Genomic DNA, 18,367 nt, shown 5'->3' on the forward strand with positions numbered 1-18,367 from the left:
CCGCGCGACGGTGGATCAGTCCTCGGACGGCGCGTGCGACGAGACCGGCGTGCCCGTGAGGGCTGCGGTGGTCACGCGGCGACGCGACCGCCCCTGGCCCGGAGCCTTGGGCTCGGGCAGAGCCTCGAGGACCGAGTCGAGCAGGAGGTCCTTCTCGGTCTTCGGCGCCTTCGTCTTGGCCTTCGCCGGCTCGCCGCGCTTCTTGCGGGGCTTCTTCGGACGCTCGGCGGGGGCCTCCGTGCTCACGGCCGGTTCGTCCGCCGGAACCTCGTCGTTGTGGTGGATCGTCGATGCCGCGATCTGCGCGAGCGCCGACTTCACGCCCTCCGTGATGACGTGCGTGCCGTTGGAGCCGCCCGTGCTCTGCTGCTGCGCGCTGTTGCCGCCCCGTGAGCGACGGCCCGACTGGGCGCCGTTCGACGCCTGGGCGCCGCGGTGCTTGACCACGGGGTCGTGGTGCACGATCACGCCACGGCCGGCACAGACCTCGCACGCCTCGCTGAACGTCTCGAGCAGGCCGAGGCCGAGCTTCTTACGGGTCATCTGCACGAGGCCGAGCGAGGTCACTTCGGCGACCTGATGCTTCGTGCGGTCGCGACTCAGGCACTCGACCAGGCGCCGGAGCACGAGATCGCGGTTGGACTCGAGCACCATGTCGATGAAGTCGACGACGATGATGCCGCCGATGTCACGCAGGCGCAGCTGGCGCACGATCTCCTCAGCCGCCTCGAGGTTGTTCTTGGTGACCGTCTCCTCGAGGTTGCCGCCGGAGCCGACGAACTTGCCGGTGTTGACGTCGACGACCGTCATGGCCTCGGTGCGGTCGATGACGAGCGAGCCGCCCGACGGCAGCCAGACCTTGCGGTCGAGCGCCTTCTCGATCTGCTCCGTGACGCGGAACTCGTCGAACGGGTCGCCGTCACCCTCGTACGCCACGACGCGCTCGAGGAGGTCGGGTGCGACGCTCTCGACGTACTTCGTGATCGTCTGGTGCGCGTCCTCGCCCTGGATGAGCATGCGCGTGAAGTCCTCGTTGAAGACGTCGCGCACGATCTTGACGAGCAGGTCGGGCTCGGAGTGCAGCAGCGCCGGCGCCTGGATCGTCTGGACCTGCTTGCTCACGTGCTCCCACTGCGCGGTGAGGCGCTGGACGTCGCGGGTGAGCTGGTCTTCGGTGGCGCCCTCGGCAGCGGTGCGGACGATGACGCCCGACGACTCGGGCAGCACCTCCTTGAGAATCTTCTTGAGGCGCGCGCGCTCGGTGTCGGGAAGCTTGCGGGAGATTCCGTTCATCGCCCCGCCCGGCACGTACACGAGGTAGCGGCCCGGGAGCGAGATCTGGCTCGTGAGCCGGGCGCCCTTGTGACCCACCGGATCCTTCGTGACCTGCACCAGCACCTTGTCGCCCGACTTCAGGGCGAGCTCGATGCGACGCGGCTGGTTGCCCGTCTCGACGGCGTCCCAGTCGACCTCTCCCGAGTACAGCACGGCGTTGCGGCCGCGACCGATGTCGACGAACGCTGCCTCCATGCTGGGCAGCACGTTCTGGACGCGACCGAGGTACACGTTGCCGATCAGCGAGGCGTCCTGGTTGCGCGCGACGTAGTGCTCGACGAGCACGTTGTCCTCGAGCACGGCGATCTGGATGCGGCCGTTCTTCGACCGGACGATCATGACGCGGTCGACCGACTCGCGCCGCGCGAGGAACTCGGCCTCGGTCACCACGGCACGGCGGCGGCCGGCCTCTCTGCCGTCACGACGGCGCTGCTTCTTGGCCTCGAGGCGCGTGGACCCCTTGATGCGCTGCGGCTCGGTGATGAGCTCGACGGCGCGCTGACGCGGCGGCGACGGCTCGGAGGGAGCGGATGCCTCGTCCCGGCCCTCTCCCCCGCGTCGACGGCTCCGGCGGCGCGACGACCCCGAGGACTGCTCGGACTCGCGCTCCTGCTCCCGCTCGTCTTCGGGCGCCGACGGCACGAACGTGATCTCGGGCGCGTAGAAGTGCAGCTGCGTCGAGACCGCCGACACGAACTCCTCGGGCAGCAGGCCCAGGCTCACCGCGGTCAGCGGTGTCTCGGCCTCCGGCTCGGCGGGCGCCTCCGCCTCGGCCGGTGCTTCTGCCTCGGCCGGGGCCTCCGGCTCGGGCTCGGGCTCCGCCGTCACTTCGGGTTCCACCGCGTCGGCCGCCTCGGGCGCGACGCCGCCCTCCTCGTACACCTCCACGGCCTCGAGCACCGCTTCGGTCTCGACCTCCGCGAGATCGGGTGCGTCGTGCGAGGCGTCAGCCGCCGCGGCGTCCGCAGCGTCTGGCGCTAGCGGCGCATCCGATTCGTTCTGGGGGTTGAGGTCTGCATCTGTTCCATCGGCCATCACTGGCTTACTCCCTGCGGGTCGGCACCGCGCGCCGCCCGGCGAAATCTCTTGCGGTGCCGCACCTGCGGTGCCGCGAACTCACTCGGTCTGCAGCGGGATCCCGGCTCATGCGGCGGGAGCTCGCGCTGCCAAGGGCATTCGTCGCCCTGAAGTCTTCTGGTGATGCGGGTCGCGGCGCGGCCGCGGCGCATCGACGACCATTATCGCACTTTCGCCCGCCGATTGCTTGCCGGCGCCACGCCGGGTATTTCGCACGGCCCGGGGCGAGGCATCCGCTCATCCTCCGATGCCATAATCCGAGGCATGCCGCATGCGCAGTCCCACACCCGCCCAACCGGCCTCGCCGTCTGGCTGATCATCGCCGGGGTCGTCGGGTGGATCGCCGCCTTCGCACTCACGATGGAGCGTCTGCACCTGCTCGCCGACCCCGACGCCATCGCGTCGTGCGACCTGAGCCCGCTGGTGCAGTGCACGGCGAATCTGGACTCGTGGCAGGGAAGCGTGCTCGGCTTCCCGAACCCCATCCTGGGGCTTGCCGGATGGGTCGCGCCCGTCGTCGTGGGCGTCGCCATCCTCGCCGGGGCGCGGTTCGCTCGCTGGTTCTGGTGGCTGTTCGCGCTCGGGGTGCTCTTCGCGTTCGGGTTCGTGCTGTGGCTGATCAGTCAGAGCATCTTCGAGCTGGGGACGCTGTGCCCGTGGTGCATGGTCACGTGGGTCGTGACGATCCCGACGTTCTACGCCGTGACCCTGCACCTCCTGCGTTCGGGCATCGCACCCGTTCCGGCGCCGGTGCGGAAGGCCGCCGACCGGCTGATGGGCTGGCTGCCGCTGCTGGCCGTCGGGAGCTACGCCGTCATCGCGATCATCGCGCAGGTGCAGCTGGACGCGCTCCAGCGCATCTTCCCCGGCTGAGCGCTCCGACCCGAGCACGCCTGGACGCACGGAGGCGCGTCTCCTAGCGTGAGGCCATGCGAGACCGACGGATGCCGGCGGAGGGCGCCCTGCTGGCGGCGGCCGTGCTGTCGGGCGCGCTGCTGACAGGCTGCTCGTTCGGATGGACGCCGCCGCCTGAGATCTGCGTGCCTGAGCTCGACGTCCAGCCGACGCTCGCGTCCCCCGGCGAGTCCGTCGAAGTGACGACGGCCCGCGCCTGCCCGCTCGAACCCCCGGCGGGCGGGTGGCTGTGAGGGTGCAGCCGGAGGGCGGCCCGTCGCACTGGGTCGACGGGCGGGTCCAGCCGAGCTCGGACGGGTCGTTCACCGTCGCGATGATGCTTCCCCCGGACATGCCGACGGGGCCGGCCCTGGCCAGCATCGTGAATTGGTGGGAGGTGGCCGAATGCCCTGACAACGCGAGCTGTGCGGCCGCGGAGGGGAGCTTCGAGGTCGTCCCGCCGCAGATCTCGGACTAGCCAGATCCTGACGGCTCGGCGGGACGCAGCCGCGGCGCGTCAGAACCAGATCGCGAGTTCGCGGGCGGCCGACTCGGGGCTGTCCGAGCCGTGCACGAGGTTCTGCTGCACCTTGAGGCCCCAGTCGCGGCCGAGGTCGCCTCGGATGGTGCCCGGGGCGGCCGTCGTCGGGTCGGTCGTGCCGGCCAGGGAGCGGAACCCCTCGATGACGCGGTTGCCCGCGAGGCGGATCGCCACCGACGGGCCCGACATCATGAACTCGAGGAGCGGCTCGTAGAACGGCTTGCCCTCGTGCTCGGCGTAGTGGCGCTCGAGCGTGCCGCGGTCGGGCTCGACCAGGCGGATGTCGACGAGAGAGTAGCCCTTCGCCTCGATGCGGGCGAGGATCGCGCCCGTCAGGCCGCGCGCCACACCATCGGGCTTGACCAGGACGAGGGTCTCTTCGGTGGCCATGTCAGTCTCCGTTCGCCGATCCGGCTTGTTGAGGGGGGGTCGCCGCGAGCTGCGCGTTGCGCCGATCGAGCTGGGCTCCCTTGATCGTCGCATACGCGTACATGCCGCCGAAAATCAGAGCCACCAGCCCGAGCGCCGGCACGAGGATCGCGCCGAGCGCGACGACGAGCTGCAGCGCCCAGCCGAGGGCGATGCCCCACGGGTAGCGCACGAAGCGGCCGGTGACGATCATCAGCACGGCCACGACGGAGCCAGCGACGATGCCCCACCACGGCTCGATGGGCTCGGGCAATGCCTTCAGGCCGTAGATCACCAGGCCGCCGAGGAACGCGATGATCGACTCGAACGCGAGCACGATCGACGCCAGCGACTCGGCGGCTCCGCGCTGACGCCGGCGGGGCGGCTCAGGTGCGGTGTCGGTGTCGGTCACGCCTCCCACCCGCCCTTCCACTCCTCTGCGGCCGCGAGGGCGACCGCCTCGCCCGCGAGGACGACGGAACCGGCGATGATCACGGCACGGCGGTCGGAGTCGGCCCCCCACGCGCGGGCCGCCTCCGCTGCCTGGGCGAGGTCGTCGTAGACCGTGACCGGCAGGTCGTGCGCCTCCGCGAGGTCGGCGAGCCGGTCGGCGTGCTCGGCACGGTCCGACGCCGGCGCCGTCGCGAAGACGTGGCTCGCCACCGTTGCGAGTTCGGCGACGATGCCGGCCGCGTCCTTGTCGCCGAGGACCCCGAGCACGACCCCCCACTCGTCGAAGTCGAAGGACTCCCGCAGCGCCGCCACGAGAGCACGTGCGCCGTGGGGGTTGTGAGCGGCGTCGACGAGCACCGTCGGGGCGATGCCGACGAGCTGCAGACGGCCGGGAGCGGTCGCCTGAGCGAGACCCTCCGTGAGGATCCCGCCGGCGATCGCGTGCGACGCGCCGCCGATCAGGGCCTCGACTGCGGCGATCGCCAGCGCGGCGTTGAAGCCCTGGTGGCCTCCGTAGAGCGGCAGGTACTCCTCGTCGTAGGTGCCGACCAGGCCGCGCACCGTGATCTGCTGCCCGCCGACCGCGAGGCGCTGCTCGGCCAGGCCGAAGTCCGCGCCCTCGAACGCGATCGTGGCGCCGTGCGCGGCGGCCGCCTCGCGCAGCACCGCTTCGGCCGCGGCATCCTGCCTCGCGGAGACGACCGACGCGCCGTCCTTGATGATCCCGGCCTTCACCGCGGCGATCTCGGCGATCGTGTCACCGAGGCGGTCGGCGTGGTCGATGTCGATGGGCGTGAACACCGCGACGTCGCCGTCAGCCGTGTTGGTCGAGTCCCACGAGCCGCCCATGCCGACCTCCAGGACGAGCACGTCGATCGGAGCGTCGGCGAAGGCGACGAACGCGAGCACCGTGAGCAGCTCGAAGAACGTCAGCGACGCGTCCCCCTGGGCTTCCAGCTCGGCGTCGACCAGGCCCACGAAGGGCTCGATCTCGTCCCACGCGTCCGCGATCGCGGCATCGGCGATAGGCTCGCCGTCGACCATGATCCGCTCCGTGAAGCGCTCGAGGTGCGGGCTCGTGAACAGCCCGGTCCGCAGGCCGTGGGCGCGCACGAGGCTCTCGATGATCCGGCTGGTCGAGGTCTTGCCGTTCGTCCCCGTCACGTGCACGACGCGATAGGTCTTCTGCGGGTCGTCGAGCAGCTCGAGCACGCGCCGGGTGCGTTCGACCCGCGGCTGCACCCACCGCTCCCCCTGTCGCTCCAGCAGCGCCGCGTAAACGGCGTCGGCCCGCGCGCGGTCCTTCTCGCTCATGCGGATGCCTCGACCTTCGTGACGGCCACCGCGAACGCCCCGCGGTTGGCGTAGGTGCCCGCCGGGAACTCCGCGACGTGGCCCGGGGCGGGTTTCGCGGGCCGGCTGCCGCGCGGTCCGTAGAGCGCGTACTCGACGGCGAGCGTCTCGCCCGCGACATCGGCGACATCGAAGGCCGACTCGACCGCCACCCGGTCGTCGACGTCGTCGAACGCGAGCTGGAGCCGGATGCGGTCGCTCACATCGAAGCCCGCCGCCTTCCGGGTGTCCTGCACGGCGCGGATCACGTCGCGGGCGAGACCCTCCGCCTCGAGTTCGGCCGTCGTCGCGGTGTCGAGCAGCACGAAGCCGCCGTCCGACAGCAGCGCGATCGCCGTGCCCTCCTCGACGCCGCCCGCTTCGAGCGTGAGGTCGAACTCGCCCTCCTGCAGTGCGATGCCGTCGACGACGACCACGCCGTCGACCTCCTCCCACACTCCGGACTTCGCGCCGCTGATGACGTGCTGCACCTGCTTGCCGAGACGCGGCCCGGCGGCGCGCGCGTTGACCGAGAGGCGCTTGCTGATGCCGTAGCGCTCGGCGACGTCGGCATCGAGCTCGACCAGCTCGACCGTCTTCACGTTGAGCTCGTCGCGCAGGATGCCGTCGAACTGCGCGAGGGACGCGGCATCCGGAACCACCACCGTGAGCTTCGCGAGCGGCAGCCGCACGCGCTTGCCCTCCTTCTTGCGCAGCGCGTTGGCGACGCTCGAGACCTGACGCACCGCGTCCATGGCCATGCGGATGTCGTCGGCGGCGGGGAACGCCGAGGCGTCCGGCCAGTCCTGGAGGTGCACGCTCCGACCGCCCGTGAGACCCTGCCACACCCGCTCGGAGACGAGCGGGATGAGCGGCGCGGCGACACGGGTCAGCGTCTCGAGCACCGTGTACAGCGTGTCGAACGCCTCGCGGCTCTTCGGGTCGTCGGACACGCCCACCCAGAACCGGTCGCGCGAGCGGCGGATGTACCAGTTGGTCAGCGCCTCCGCGAAGTCGCGCAGCTTGGCGGCCGCCAGGGTCGAGTCGAGTCCCTCGAGGTCGACCGCGACGTCGCGCACCAGGTCGCCGAGCAGGGCCAGGATGTAGCGGTCGAGCACGTCCGTCGAGTCGGTGCGCCAGGAGGCCTCGTAGCCCTGTCGTGTTTCGTCTCGGTCCGCTCGCTCACCGACCGGAAGCGCGGCGTTGGCGTACGTCGCGAAGAAGTACCACGCGCTCCAGAGCGGGAGCATGAACTCCCGCACACCGGCTCGGATGCCCTCCTCCGTGACGACGAGGTTGCCGCCGCGCAGCACCGAGCTCGCCATGAGGAACCACCGCATGGCATCGGAGCCGTCCCGGTCGAACACCTCGCTCACATCGGGGTAGTTGCGCAGCGACTTCGACATCTTCTGCCCGTCGCTTCCGAGCACGATGCCGTGGCACGAGACCCCGGTGAACGCCGGGCGGTTGAACAGGGCGGTGGACAGCACGTGCATCACGTAGAACCAGCCGCGCGCCTGCCCGATGTACTCGACGATGAAGTCCGCCGGCGCGTGCTGCTCGAACCACTCATGGTTCTCGAACGGGTAGTGCACCTGCGCGTAGGGCATGGAGCCGGAGTCGAACCACACGTCGAAGACGTCCTCGATGCGGCGCATCGTGCTCGCGCCGGTGGGGTCGTCGGGGTTCGGGCGGGTGAGTTCGTCGATGTACGGGCGGTGCAGGTCGACCTCCCCCTCGGCGTTGCGCGGAAGGCGGCCGAAGTCGCGCTCGAGGTCTTCGAGCGAGCCGTACACGTCCACGCGCGGGTACTCGGGGTCGTCGCTCTTCCACACCGGGATGGGCGAGCCCCAGTAGCGGTTGCGGCTGATCGACCAATCCCGGGCGCCTTCCAGCCACTTGCCGAACTGGCCGTGCTTGACGTTCTCCGGCACCCACGTGATCTGCTCGTTGTTCGCGAGCATGCGGTCCTTGATGTCGGTGACGCGCACGAACCAGCTCGACACGGCACGGTAGATGAGCGGATTGCGGCACCGCCAGCAGTGCGGGTACGAGTGCTCGTAGCTCGCCAGGCGCAGCAGGCGGCCCTGCTGGCGCAGCAGGCGCACGAGGGGCGTGTTCGCGTCCATCCACAGCTCGCCCGCGACATCGGCGACCTGGGGCAGGAAGCGTCCGCCGTCGTCGAGACTCATGATGAGCGGGATGCCGGCGGCCTCGGTCACCCGCTGGTCGTCCTCGCCGTACGCCGGCGCCTGGTGGACGATGCCCGTGCCGTCTCCGGTCGTCACGTAGTCGTCGACGAGGATGCGCCAGGCGTTGCCGGTGCCCCAGGTCTCGGCATCCGCGTAGTAGTCGAACAGCCGGTCGTACGACACATCGGCCAGCTCCGAGCCCATCACCGTCTGCACGACGGCCTCGCGCGCCGCTTCGGCGGTCTCGTAGCCGAGGTCCTTCGCGTAGCCGGCCAGCAGCTCCTCGGCGAGCAGGTACCGGTGCGCGTACGCCTCCTCCGGCTCGTCGGGCGAGCCGTCGGCGGCGTGGTGCACATCGGCCGCGCCGTTCGGTCCACCGGGCACCACGACGTAGTGGATGTCGGGGCCGACGGCGAGGGCGAGGTTCGTCGGCAGGGTCCACGGCGTCGTCGTCCACGCGAGTGCGCGCACGCCGGTGAGCCCGAGCGACTCGGCCTTGGCACCCACGAGCGGGAACGTCACCGTGACCGACGGGTCCTGGCGCATCCGGTACACGTCGTCGTCCATGCGCAGCTCGTGCGCCGACAGCGGCGTCTCGTCCCGCCAGCAGTACGGCAGGACGCGGTAGCCCTCGTACGCGAGGCCCTTGTCGTGGAGCGACGCGAACGCCCACAGCACCGACTCCATGTACGACGTGTCGAGCGTCTTGTAGCCGCGCTCGAAGTCGACCCAGCGCGCCTGGCGGGTCACGTAGTCCTGCCACTCGTGCGTGTAGGCGAGGACCGATTCGCGGGCCTTGGCGTTGAACGCCGCGATGCCCATCTCCTCGATCTCGGCCTTCTCGGTGATGCCGAGCTGCTTCATCGCCTCGAGCTCGGCGGGAAGACCGTGCGTGTCCCACCCGAAGACGCGGTCGACCTTCTTGCCGCGCATGGTCTGGAAGCGCGGGAACAGGTCCTTGGCGTACCCGGTGAGCAGATGGCCGTAGTGGGGCAGACCGTTGGCGAACGGCGGCCCGTCGTAGAAGACCCACTCCTCGGAGCCCTCGCGCTGCGCGATGGACGCGCGGAACGTCTCGTCGGCCTGCCAGAACGCGAGCGTGCCGCGCTCGATGTCGGGAAAGCGCGGGCTCGGCACGACGGAGTCGGCGGCGGGGCCGAACGAGGACTTGGGGTAGGTCATGTCACTCCAGCAGGTTGCGATGCTTCCTGCGAGGACGACCCTTGCGAGCCGCGGTACCACCCCGCGTGACCACCGTCGTTCGGCGGAGGCCCTCTCTCACTGCGGCTGTGACGGGCCTGACCCGCTCGGTTCTAGTGACTTCGGTGGTCGAGTGCCGCGCTAGCGGTGTATCGAGACCCGGAGTGTTCTTCCGAGAGCTCCCCGGTGATGGCCGGATCGATGCTGCTGAGGAGAGTCTACGCGGGTGCCGGACCCTGCGCACGCGGCGGGATCGAGCGCGCCGCCGCCAGCAGCTCTCGGGTGAACGGATGCTGCGCCCCGGCGAACACCGCAGCCGTCGGGCCCTGCTCGACCACGACGCCGTCCTTCATCACCACGACCTCATCCGCCACCGCCGCGACGACGTCGAGGTCGTGCGAGACGAGGACCAGCGTCAGCCCGCGTTCGCGCTGCAGTCGTGCCAGCAGGGCGAGCACTCTCTCACGCACCAGCGGGTCGAGCGCGGAGACAGGCTCGTCCAGCACGAGGACCTCGGGATCGGCTGCGAGTGCGCGGGCGATCGCCACACGCTGCCGCTGCCCGCCCGACAGCTCCGACGGGCGCCGGCGCGCGAGAGCGGGGTCGAGCTCGACCTCGGCCAGCAGTTCGAGCGCCCGCTGCCGCCGCGCCTGTCGCGGCACGCCGCCCGCCTCGAGCGCCTCGGCCAGGGACCGGCCGACGCGCCACCGGGGATCGAGCGCTCCGGCCGGATTCTGGTGGACGAGCTGGATCCGGCGCCGAGCGGCCGCGGTCGGCGGAATTCCGTCGAGCAGCACATCACCGGCATCCGGGCGCTCGACGCCGACGATCATGCGCGCCACAGTCGTCTTGCCCGAACCCGACTCCCCCACGATGCCGAGCGTGCGGCCGCGCGAGACCGAGAAGCTCACGTCGACCGCCGCCGGGACGTCGAACGTCTTGGACAGCCCCCGCACAGCCAGCTGAGGCGCAGCGTCGTCGGTCGCGACGGACCGGGGCTCGTGCATCGCGGCGGCGACGAGGCGCTGGGTGTACTCATGCTGCGGCGACTGGAAGACAGTGTCGGTCGGTCCCCGCTCCACGACGCGGCCGCCGCGCATGACCAGCACGCGATCGGCGACGCCCCGCACCGCGGCGAAGTCGTGACTGATGAACACCACCGCGACCCCGCGGTCGGCGATCTCGCGCAGGAGGACGAGGATGCGGGCCTGGACTGTGGCGTCGAGCGCGGTAGTCGCCTCGTCGGCGACGAGGATCGACGGCGCTCCGGCCAGCGCGGAGGCGATCAGCGCTCGCTGGCGGAGTCCGCCGGAGAGCTCGTGCGGATACTGCCGGGCACGTCGCTCGGGCTCGGGCATGGCGACCTCGGCCAGGAGCGCCTGCACGCGCTCGCGGAGGGCGGGGCGCGGCATCCGCTCGCCGTGCAGTCGCAGCGGTTCGGCGACTTCGGCCTCCACGCAGCGCAGCGGGTCGAGGGAGACCAGGGCGTCCTGCGAGACCAGGGCGATGCGGGAACCGCGGAGCCGGCGCCAGGCGCGCTCGTCCAGCGCACGCGCATCCACGCCGTCGATGTCGAGGGCGTCGGCGCGGACGACGGCATCCGGCGGCGACAGGCCCAGCAGCGCGCGCGCCGTGAGGGACTTCCCGGCGCCGGACTCGCCGATGATCGCCACGCACTCCCCCGGCGCGACCTCGAGGTCGAGGCTGTCAACGGCGCGCAGGTCGGCGATCGTGACGCTCAGCCCGCGCACGGAGAGGCCGCGCACGTCGAGTCCGCTCATCGCGTGCGGCCCTCCGCCCGGGCACGCAGGATGCGGCCCAGGATCGTCGCGGCCACCACGGTGATCGTGATCGCCGCTCCGGGGAACGTCGACACCCACCATGCCTGACCGATCACGTTGCGCCCGCCCGCCAGCATCAGCCCCCACTCGGGACTCGGCTCGGCCGGGCCCAGTCCGAGGAAGCTGAGACCCGCCGCTGCGAGGATGCTCGAGCCGATCCCGATCGTCGCCAGCACGCTCAACGCGCCGACGACCCCGGGGACGACATGGCGGGTGAACGCCAGCGGCGCGGGGACCCCCAGGATGCGGGCGGCCTCGACGTGCTCGGCGAGCCGGAGCGAACGGGTCTGGACGCGGGCCAGGCGGATGTAGATCGGGACGGCGGCGATCGTCACGGCGACCGCCACGTTCACCGGGCCCGGACCCAGCACGGCGACCACGACCAGCGCGATCAGGAACTCGGGGAACGCGAGCAGGATGTCGGTGGCGCGCATGGCGGCGGCGTCCACCGCGCGCGGCGCCACACCTGACAGGGCGCCGACGGTCAGGCCGGTGGCGAAGGCCAAGGCCGTGGCCAGCACGCCGATGCCGACCGAGCGCCCTGTTCCGAACACCACCCGGGAGTACACGTCGCGGCCGCTCTGGTCGGTGCCGAAGAGGTGCCCCGCGCTGGGCGGCAGGAGCGCCGCCCGTACATCGGTCTGCAGAGGATCGTGCGTGGCGAAGAGCTGGGGCGCCACCGCCAGCGCTGCGATCGCCGCCAGGACCACGAGTGCGGCGACGAGGCCGACGCGGCGTGACGGGCTCATACCGCCGCCGCCTGTTCTCGCGCGACTCCGGCGCCGGGCGCGCGTCGCAGCCGGGGATCGAGGAGCGGGTACGTCAGCTCGACGACCAGGTTCACGATCACGAACACGATGGCGCTCAGCAGGATGATGCCCGTGATCACGGGCAGGTCGCGGTCGGTGATCGCGGCGAGTGTCACCCGGCCGAGGCCCGGCCGGGCGAACACCGTCTCGACGAGCACCGCTCCGCCCAGGAGCGATCCGACGAGGTACGCGGCGAGCGTGAGGGCGCCCGTCGACCCATGACGGAGCGTGTGGTGCATGGTCAGCCAGGTCGGCCCGGCGCCGCGGGCTCGTACGGTCATGGCGAAGGGCTGGCGCTCCGCGGCCTCGATGCCGTCGCGGAGCACCTGACCGAGCAGCGCAGCGACCGGCAGGGCGAGCGTCATCGCCGGCAGCACGATCGTCGCAGGGTTGCGAGAACCCGCGACGGGGAACCACCCCAGGCCGAACGCGAACACGCTGAGCAGAAGCAGTCCGATCCAGAAGACCGGTGACGACAGGATCACGAGCTCGACCCCGGCGACGATGCTCCGCGAGGCCCGTCCGCGCGCGAGGAGGGCGACGGCGAAGGCGAGCGCGACGGCGATCAGGAGCGCGAGCGCGGACAGCTGCACAGTGGCTCCGAGCTGCCGGCCGATCACCTCGGTCACCGGCATCCGCAGCTGGTACGACTCGCCGAGGTCGCCGCGCAGCAGCTGCCCGAGGTAGGCCACGTACTGCTCGAGCGGCGGCCGGTCGAGGCCGAGCTCGGAGCGGATCGCGTCCTTCACCTCGTCACTGACCTGCGCCTGCGGCCCGAGCATCACCTCGACCGGATCGCCGGGAATCACCCGCAGAGCCAGGAACGCCACGGTGGCCGCGCCCCACAGGACGATGACGACGGATGCCGCGATGCCTGCGGCCCGCGCGGCCAGGCGGCCGAACCCTCCGCGCCGTGCCCTCATCTCGTGCCGAGCCCTGCCCTTCCCGGGCGCCGGGTCAGCCGAGGCTGACGTCGTAGAACAGCGGGCGCCCGTACAGATCGTAGGCGAGGCCGTCCACCGAGCCGCCGACCGCGGTGATCAGCGACGGGCTGTACAGCGGCACGATCGCGACATGCTGCGCGTTCCACTGCTGGACCTCGCCGTAGATCTCACTGCGCTCGTCGGTGTCCGTGGTCGCCACGCCGCGCTCGAGCAGAGCGTCGAGCTCGGGGTCGCTCACCTGCGATGCGTTCTGGAAGCCGTCGGTGTGCAGGTGGCTGCGGAGCAGATCAGGGTCGACGCCGGAGAACCCCCAGTCGGTCAGGTCGAACGTCTTCGGTCCGTACTGCTCGTTGTAGGCGCCGGGCTCGAGCACCTCGCGCACGAGCTCGAAGCCGACCGCCTTGAGGTCGGACTGGATCGCGTTGGCGAGGGCGGCGCGATCGTCGGGCACAGGGGTCCAGGCGATCCAGCGGGCGGAGAGGCGCTCACCGTCCTTCGTGCGGTACCCCTCGGCGTCGCGCTCGGTCCAGCCGGCCTGGTCGAGGAGAGCCTCGGCCGCGCTCGCATCGAAGGGCCACGACCCCTCGAGGGAGGCGTCATAGGTCGGCGTGGTCGAACCGAGCACCGACCAGGCGCGCGGGAACTGGCCGAAGAAGATCTCCTCGACCGCGGTGTCGATGTCGATCGCCTGCGCGAACGCCTGCCGCACCTTCTCGTCGGCGAACACGCCGTACTTCTCGTTCAGGTACAGCGAGTAGGGCAGGCCGGGGTACTCCTTGGAGTCGACCGTGAGCGCGTCGTCGATGCCGGCCGCGAGATTCGGCGGAAGCTGGCTGGCCAGGTCGGCCTCGCCGCTCTCCACGACCCCCACCCGGACCGAGGCCTCGGGAAGGATCTCCACGCGCAGCGTCTCGAACTCCGCAGCGCCCGCATCGTGCGGTCCCCACGCGTAGTCGTCGTTGCGGGTGTAGACGATCTCCTGATCGGGGGTGTACTCGGTGAGCTCGAACGGCCCGGTGCCCACCGTGATGCCGGGACCGCCGGCCTTGAGCTGATCCGCCGACGATTCGAGGACCGCAGGCGAGTAGAAGCCGAGGAGCGCGGTGCTCGCGGCCTGCAGGAACGGAGAGTACGGCTGGGTGAACGACACGCGGACGGTGTGCTCGTCGACGACCTCGGTGCCCGCGTAGAACTCGCCGCCCAGCATGCTGGCAGCCTGGGCCGAAGCGGTCTCCGGGTCGGCGATGCGGTCGAAGTTCGCCTTCACGGCGGCCGCGTCGAACGCCTCGCCGTCATGGAACGTCACGTCGTCACGGAGGGTGAACACGTAGGACGCGCCGTCGTCCTCGATGTCCCAGCTCTGCGCGAGCCACGGCGTGAAGGTGCCGTCCGCCTCCTGGAACACGAGCGAGTCGAGCGCCGCACGCTGCACCATCGACGACACGTCGAGCTGGCTGGTCTGCGGGTCCATGTGACCGGCCGACAGATTGGCGCCCTCGATGGCCCAGACCACCTCACCGCCGTCGTCGCCGGCGTCGTTCGCGCCGGCCGCGCACGAGCTGAGAACGAGCGCGGCGATGAGCGGAGCTGCGGCGACGGCCAGGCGTCGGCGCAAAGGAGAAACGGGCATGACTGACCTCGGGAAGTCTGAGACGGGGATGTCTCTACGGTAGCGGTTAGTGGACGGAGTCGATAAACGCGCGACCGTCGCAATCTGTTCCCGCGCCGCCGCGGACGCTTCGATAGCGTCGTCGCATGGCCCGTCCCCCGGCGCATCCGCAGCCGCCCCGACTCTCTCCGCCCGACCTGCCCCGGGCGTTCGCCGAGATCGTCGGCGTCGAGCCTCACGGCGACTTTCTGCAGGCCCGCATCACCGGGTGGGAGGGAACGGTGGATGCCTCGCACGCCGCCTTCACCGAGTGCACGGTGGCCGCGGCATCCGTCGACCGTCTCGAACTGACCGGCGCGACCCTCGTCGATGTGGAGTTCGACGCGCTGCGGGCCACGAGTGTCCACGGTCGCGAGGCGCGACTGCGGCGCGTCCGGCTGACCGGGGGACGCATCGGAACCCTCGACCTTGCGACCGCGGGTGTCGACGAGGTGGAGCTGCGCGGCATCCGCATCGACTATCTGTCGCTCGGCGGAGCGAAGGTCGAAGACCTGCTGGTGGCCGACTGCACGATCGGGACCCTCGACCTGCCGCAGGCCACGCTGTCGCGCGTCCGGTTCGAGTCCACCCGGGCCGAGGAGGTCGACACTCGCGGCATGCGGGCGGACAGCCTCGACCTGCGCGGACTCGACGCCGCGTCCTATCTCGACGTGGGCTCGCTGCGTGGTGCGACGCTGACTCCCTGGCAGATCGAGCAGCTCGCACCGGCGTTCGCCGCTGCGCTGGGCATCGACGTCCAGGACTGACGACGCCGGGCTCCCGGCCACCAGCCGGTAGAATCGTGCGACATCCCACACTCAGGCACGCTCACACAGTGCCGCACATATCGAGGAGACCCCCATGTCCGACGCGCAGATTCCTGACAAGCCCGCACTCGAGGGTCTCGAGAGCAAGTGGGATGCCGCCTGGACCGAGCAGGGAACATACCTGTTCGACCGCGTCCGCGCCGCCGAGGTGGGCCGCGCAGGGATCTTCTCGGTCGACACTCCCCCGCCGACCGCGTCGGGGAGCCTGCACATCGGCCACGTGTTCAGCTACACCCACACCGATGTGAAGGTGCGCTTCGAGCGCATGCGCGGCAAGACGGTCTTCTACCCGATGGGCTGGGACGACAACGGCCTGCCGACCGAGCGCCGCGTGCAGAACTACTACGGCGTGCGCTGCGATCCGTCGCTTCCGTACGTCACCGACTTCACGCCTCCGTATGAGGGGGGCGACAACAAGAGCAGTCGCGCCGCCGACCAGGTGCCGGTGAGCCGTCGCAACTTCATCGAGCTGTGCGAGAAGCTCACCGTCGAGGACGAGAAGCACTTCGAGGCGCTGTGGCGCGCTCTCGGACTCAGCGTCGACTGGACCCAGACCTACCGGACGATCTCCGACGACACGATGCGCACCAGCCAGCTGGCCTTCCTGCGCAACCTCGAGCGGGGCGAGGCGTACCAGGCCATGGCCCCGACCCTGTGGGACATCGACTTCCGCTCCGCGATCGCCCAGGCCGAGCTCGAGGACCGCGACCAGCCGGCCGCCTATCACCGCGTCGCCTTCCACAAGACCGACGGATCGGGTGACGTCCACATCGAGACGACCCGCCCCGAGCTGCTGCCGGCGTGCGTCGCTCTCGTGGCGAACCCCGACGACGAGCGCTATCAGGCGCTGTTCGGAACGACCGTGCGCACGCCGCTCTTCGACGTCGAGGTGCCCGTCCTCGCCCACCCGCTCGCCCAGCAGGACAAGGGCTCGGGCATCGCGATGATCTGCACCTTCGGCGACGTGACCGACATCGTCTGGTGGCGCGAGCTCGACCTGCCCAACCGGACGATCCTCGGGCAGGACGGCCGCGTGATCGCCGAAGCGCCCGACGTGATCGTGACGGATGCCGCGAAGGCCGCGTATGCGGAGCTCGCGGGCAAGACCGTCTTCAGCGCCAAGAAGCGCATCGTCGAGCTGCTGCAGGAGTCGGGCGAGATGGAGGGCGACCCCCGCCCCTTCACCCACGTCGTGAAGTTCTACGAGAAGGGCGACCGTCCCCTCGAGATCGTGTCGACGCGCCAGTGGTACGTCGGCAACGGCGCTCGCTACGAAGCGCTGCGCGACAAGCTGATCGAGCTCGGACGCCAGGTGTCCTGGCACCCCGACTTCATGCGCGTGCGTTATGAGAACTGGACCAACGGACTGACCGGCGACTGGCTCGTGTCGCGTCAGCGGTTCTTCGGAGTGCCCATCCCTGTCTGGTACGCCCTCGACGAGAACGGCGACCGCGACTACTCGCGCGTGCTCACGCCGGACGCCGCGTCGCTGCCCGTCGACCCCACGACCGATGTCCCCCCGGGCTACTCCGAGGACCAGCGGGGCGTGCCGGGCGGGTTCGACGGCGAGAAGGACATCTTCGACACGTGGGCCACGTCGTCGCTCACGCCGCAGCTCGCGGGCGGCTGGGAGCGCGACCCCGAGCTGTGGAACCTCGTCGCCCCCTTCGACGTGCGCCCGCAGGGCCAGGACATCATCCGCACGTGGCTCTTCTCCACGATGCTGCGCAGCGCTCTCGAGGACGACCGGGCGCCCTGGACGGATGCCGCCATCTCGGGCTTCATCGTCGACCCCGACCGAAAGAAGATGTCGAAGTCCAAGGGCAACGTCGTCACGCCCGCCGACATCCTCTCCCAGCACGGTTCGGATGCGGTCCGCTACTGGGCCGCCTCCAGCCGCCTCGGCACCGATGCCGCCTTCGATCCGCAGAACCCGACGCAGATCAAGATCGGCCGGCGCCTCGCGATCAAGGTGCTCAACGCCGCCAAGTTCGTGCTCTCGTTCCCGGTCCCCGAGGGTGCCCAGGTCACGCACGCGCTCGACGCATCGATGCTGACGGCGCTCGACGGGGTGGTGCGCGAGGCGACGAAGGCGCTGGATTCGTTCGACCACGCCCGCGCGCTGGAGGTGACCGAGTCGTTCTTCTGGACGTTCTGCGACGACTACCTCGAGCTCGTGAAGGAGCGCGCCTACAACCAGACCGACGTGGGCCAGGCCTCCGCCGCCCTTGCGCTGCGCACGGCGCTGTCGACCATGCTGCGGCTCTTCGCACCGGTGATCTCGTTCGCCGCCGAAGAGTCGTGGTCGTGGTTCAACGAGGGGTCGGTGCACACAGCCCCCTGGCCCGAGCCGCTCGGGATCGAGGGCGACGCCGCGGTGCTGACGGTCGTGGGCGAGGCGCTCATCGGCATCCGCCGCGGGAAGACCGAGGCGAAGGCCTCGCAGAAGACGCCCGTCGCCCGTGTCACGATCGCCGGGCCCGCGGCGTCCCTCGATGCGCTCCGGCTCGCGGAAGGCGACCTGAAGGCCGTCGGCCGCATCGCCGAGATCGAGTACGCCGAGGCGGACGCCCTGGCGGTCACCGCCATCGAACTCGCTCCACAGGAGGACTGACATGCAGCTCGGCACGCGGTGGACCTCGGGCGACGAGCCCCCCAAGTCGGTGCCGGCAGCGCTGCGGTCCGGGATCGAGGCGGTCGACGCCACGATTCCGGACGATCAGCTCGGCCAGCCGCGTCCGCGGTGGACGCTCACGTGGCTCGAGGGCAAGCCCATCGCCGAGCTCGACACCGGCATCATCGTGTCGCTCGACGAGAACGGCGAGGCGGTCGCCCGCAACGATCCTGAGGACGGGTTCGGCTGAGC

General features: G+C 70.7%; 15 protein-coding genes. 6 read left to right on the forward strand and 9 right to left on the reverse strand.

What is annotated here, in order from left to right:
- Positions 1-15 precede the first annotated feature (15 nt).
- Positions 16-2,370: an Rne/Rng family ribonuclease gene (locus JX005_RS09140; protein WP_214467193.1), complete on the reverse strand. Its 2,355-nt coding sequence runs from the start codon at positions 2,368-2,370 to the stop codon at positions 16-18.
- Positions 2,371-2,676: 306 nt separating this feature from the next.
- Between JX005_RS09140 and JX005_RS09145 the strand changes: the two genes are divergently transcribed.
- The 3 genes from JX005_RS09145 to JX005_RS09155 are packed head-to-tail and all read left to right on the forward strand — an operon-like array spanning position 2,677 to position 3,784.
- Positions 2,677-3,285 (forward strand): vitamin K epoxide reductase family protein, encoded by a 609-nt coding sequence (locus JX005_RS09145; RefSeq protein ID WP_214467194.1) that lies wholly within the window; start codon positions 2,677-2,679, stop codon positions 3,283-3,285.
- A gap of 56 nt (positions 3,286-3,341) precedes the next feature.
- Complete coding sequence (locus JX005_RS09150) at positions 3,342-3,560, forward strand: hypothetical protein (protein ID WP_214467195.1); 219 nt, start codon at positions 3,342-3,344, stop codon at positions 3,558-3,560.
- Positions 3,557-3,784 (forward strand): hypothetical protein, encoded by a 228-nt coding sequence (locus JX005_RS09155; RefSeq protein ID WP_214467196.1) that lies wholly within the window; start codon positions 3,557-3,559, stop codon positions 3,782-3,784. Before JX005_RS09150 ends, JX005_RS09155 begins: the two co-directional genes overlap by 4 nt.
- Before the next feature lie 39 nt (positions 3,785-3,823).
- Here the strand turns inward: JX005_RS09155 and ndk are convergent, their stop codons facing one another.
- From ndk to JX005_RS09195, 8 genes are all read right to left on the reverse strand, one after another.
- Positions 3,824-4,237 (reverse strand): nucleoside-diphosphate kinase, encoded by a 414-nt coding sequence (gene ndk, locus JX005_RS09160; RefSeq protein WP_214467197.1) that lies wholly within the window; start codon positions 4,235-4,237, stop codon positions 3,824-3,826.
- A 1-nt stretch (position 4,238) separates the two neighbouring features.
- The gene (locus tag JX005_RS09165) at positions 4,239-4,667 is read right to left on the reverse strand and encodes a DUF4233 domain-containing protein (protein WP_307858540.1); all 429 of its coding nucleotides are present in this window, start codon (positions 4,665-4,667) and stop codon (positions 4,239-4,241) included.
- Entirely contained in the window at positions 4,664-6,022 is a 1,359-nt protein-coding gene (locus JX005_RS09170; RefSeq protein WP_214467199.1) for a bifunctional folylpolyglutamate synthase/dihydrofolate synthase, read from the reverse strand. The genes JX005_RS09165 and JX005_RS09170 overlap by 4 nt, the downstream gene beginning before the upstream one ends.
- A complete protein-coding gene (gene ileS / locus JX005_RS09175) occupies positions 6,019-9,414 on the reverse strand; it encodes an isoleucine--tRNA ligase (RefSeq protein ID WP_214467200.1) in 3,396 nt (1,131 codons plus the stop codon). Before ileS ends, JX005_RS09170 begins: the two co-directional genes overlap by 4 nt.
- Before the next feature lie 236 nt (positions 9,415-9,650).
- Positions 9,651-11,213, reverse strand: coding sequence for a dipeptide ABC transporter ATP-binding protein (locus JX005_RS09180; RefSeq protein ID WP_214467201.1), 1,563 nt, complete (start codon positions 11,211-11,213; stop codon positions 9,651-9,653).
- Complete coding sequence (locus tag JX005_RS09185) at positions 11,210-12,022, reverse strand: ABC transporter permease (RefSeq protein ID WP_214467202.1); 813 nt, start codon at positions 12,020-12,022, stop codon at positions 11,210-11,212. The genes JX005_RS09180 and JX005_RS09185 overlap by 4 nt, the downstream gene beginning before the upstream one ends.
- Positions 12,019-13,005: an ABC transporter permease gene (locus tag JX005_RS09190; RefSeq protein ID WP_214467203.1), complete on the reverse strand. Its 987-nt coding sequence runs from the start codon at positions 13,003-13,005 to the stop codon at positions 12,019-12,021. Before JX005_RS09190 ends, JX005_RS09185 begins: the two co-directional genes overlap by 4 nt.
- Before the next feature lie 34 nt (positions 13,006-13,039).
- Positions 13,040-14,656: an ABC transporter substrate-binding protein gene (locus JX005_RS09195; protein ID WP_214467204.1), complete on the reverse strand. Its 1,617-nt coding sequence runs from the start codon at positions 14,654-14,656 to the stop codon at positions 13,040-13,042.
- Between the two features lie 125 nt (positions 14,657-14,781).
- Here JX005_RS09195 and JX005_RS09200 point away from each other — a divergent pair, with 125 nt between their 5' ends.
- From JX005_RS09200 to JX005_RS09210, 3 genes are all read left to right on the forward strand, one after another.
- The gene (locus tag JX005_RS09200) at positions 14,782-15,441 is read left to right on the forward strand and encodes a pentapeptide repeat-containing protein (RefSeq protein ID WP_214467205.1); all 660 of its coding nucleotides are present in this window, start codon (positions 14,782-14,784) and stop codon (positions 15,439-15,441) included.
- 94 nt (positions 15,442-15,535) lie between these two features.
- Positions 15,536-18,115, forward strand: a complete 2,580-nt coding sequence (gene valS / locus JX005_RS09205) for a valine--tRNA ligase (protein ID WP_214467206.1) — start codon at positions 15,536-15,538, stop codon at positions 18,113-18,115.
- A gap of 1 nt (position 18,116) precedes the next feature.
- Positions 18,117-18,365 carry a hypothetical protein gene (locus JX005_RS09210; protein ID WP_214467207.1) on the forward strand — a complete coding sequence of 83 codons (249 nt, stop codon included), beginning with the start codon at positions 18,117-18,119 and terminating at the stop codon, positions 18,363-18,365.
- The last annotated feature ends 2 nt before the right edge of the window (positions 18,366-18,367 follow it).

The organism is Microbacterium flavescens, assembly GCF_018588945.1.
In the GTDB taxonomy this organism is placed as follows: Bacteria; Actinomycetota; Actinomycetes; order Actinomycetales; family Microbacteriaceae; genus Microbacterium; species Microbacterium flavescens.

Excerpts from the sequence above, each read along its gene's own strand:
- JX005_RS09140 (WP_214467193.1), bottom strand. The coding sequence starts at position 2,370 with ATGGCCGATGGAACAGATGCAGACCTCAACCCCCAGAACGAATCGGAT.
- JX005_RS09145 (WP_214467194.1), top strand. The coding sequence starts at position 2,677 with ATGCCGCATGCGCAGTCCCACACCCGCCCAACCGGCCTCGCCGTCTGG.
- JX005_RS09150 (WP_214467195.1), top strand. The coding sequence starts at position 3,342 with ATGCGAGACCGACGGATGCCGGCGGAGGGCGCCCTGCTGGCGGCGGCC.
- ndk (WP_214467197.1), bottom strand. The coding sequence starts at position 4,237 with ATGGCCACCGAAGAGACCCTCGTCCTGGTCAAGCCCGATGGTGTGGCG.
- JX005_RS09170 (WP_214467199.1), bottom strand. The coding sequence starts at position 6,022 with ATGAGCGAGAAGGACCGCGCGCGGGCCGACGCCGTTTACGCGGCGCTG.
- ileS (WP_214467200.1), bottom strand. The coding sequence starts at position 9,414 with ATGACCTACCCCAAGTCCTCGTTCGGCCCCGCCGCCGACTCCGTCGTG.
- JX005_RS09180 (WP_214467201.1), bottom strand. The coding sequence starts at position 11,213 with ATGAGCGGACTCGACGTGCGCGGCCTCTCCGTGCGCGGGCTGAGCGTC.
- JX005_RS09185 (WP_214467202.1), bottom strand. The coding sequence starts at position 12,022 with ATGAGCCCGTCACGCCGCGTCGGCCTCGTCGCCGCACTCGTGGTCCTG.
- JX005_RS09190 (WP_214467203.1), bottom strand. The coding sequence starts at position 13,005 with ATGAGGGCACGGCGCGGAGGGTTCGGCCGCCTGGCCGCGCGGGCCGCA.
- JX005_RS09195 (WP_214467204.1), bottom strand. The coding sequence starts at position 14,656 with ATGCCCGTTTCTCCTTTGCGCCGACGCCTGGCCGTCGCCGCAGCTCCG.
- JX005_RS09200 (WP_214467205.1), top strand. The coding sequence starts at position 14,782 with ATGGCCCGTCCCCCGGCGCATCCGCAGCCGCCCCGACTCTCTCCGCCC.
- valS (WP_214467206.1), top strand. The coding sequence starts at position 15,536 with ATGTCCGACGCGCAGATTCCTGACAAGCCCGCACTCGAGGGTCTCGAG.
- JX005_RS09210 (WP_214467207.1), top strand. The coding sequence starts at position 18,117 with ATGCAGCTCGGCACGCGGTGGACCTCGGGCGACGAGCCCCCCAAGTCG.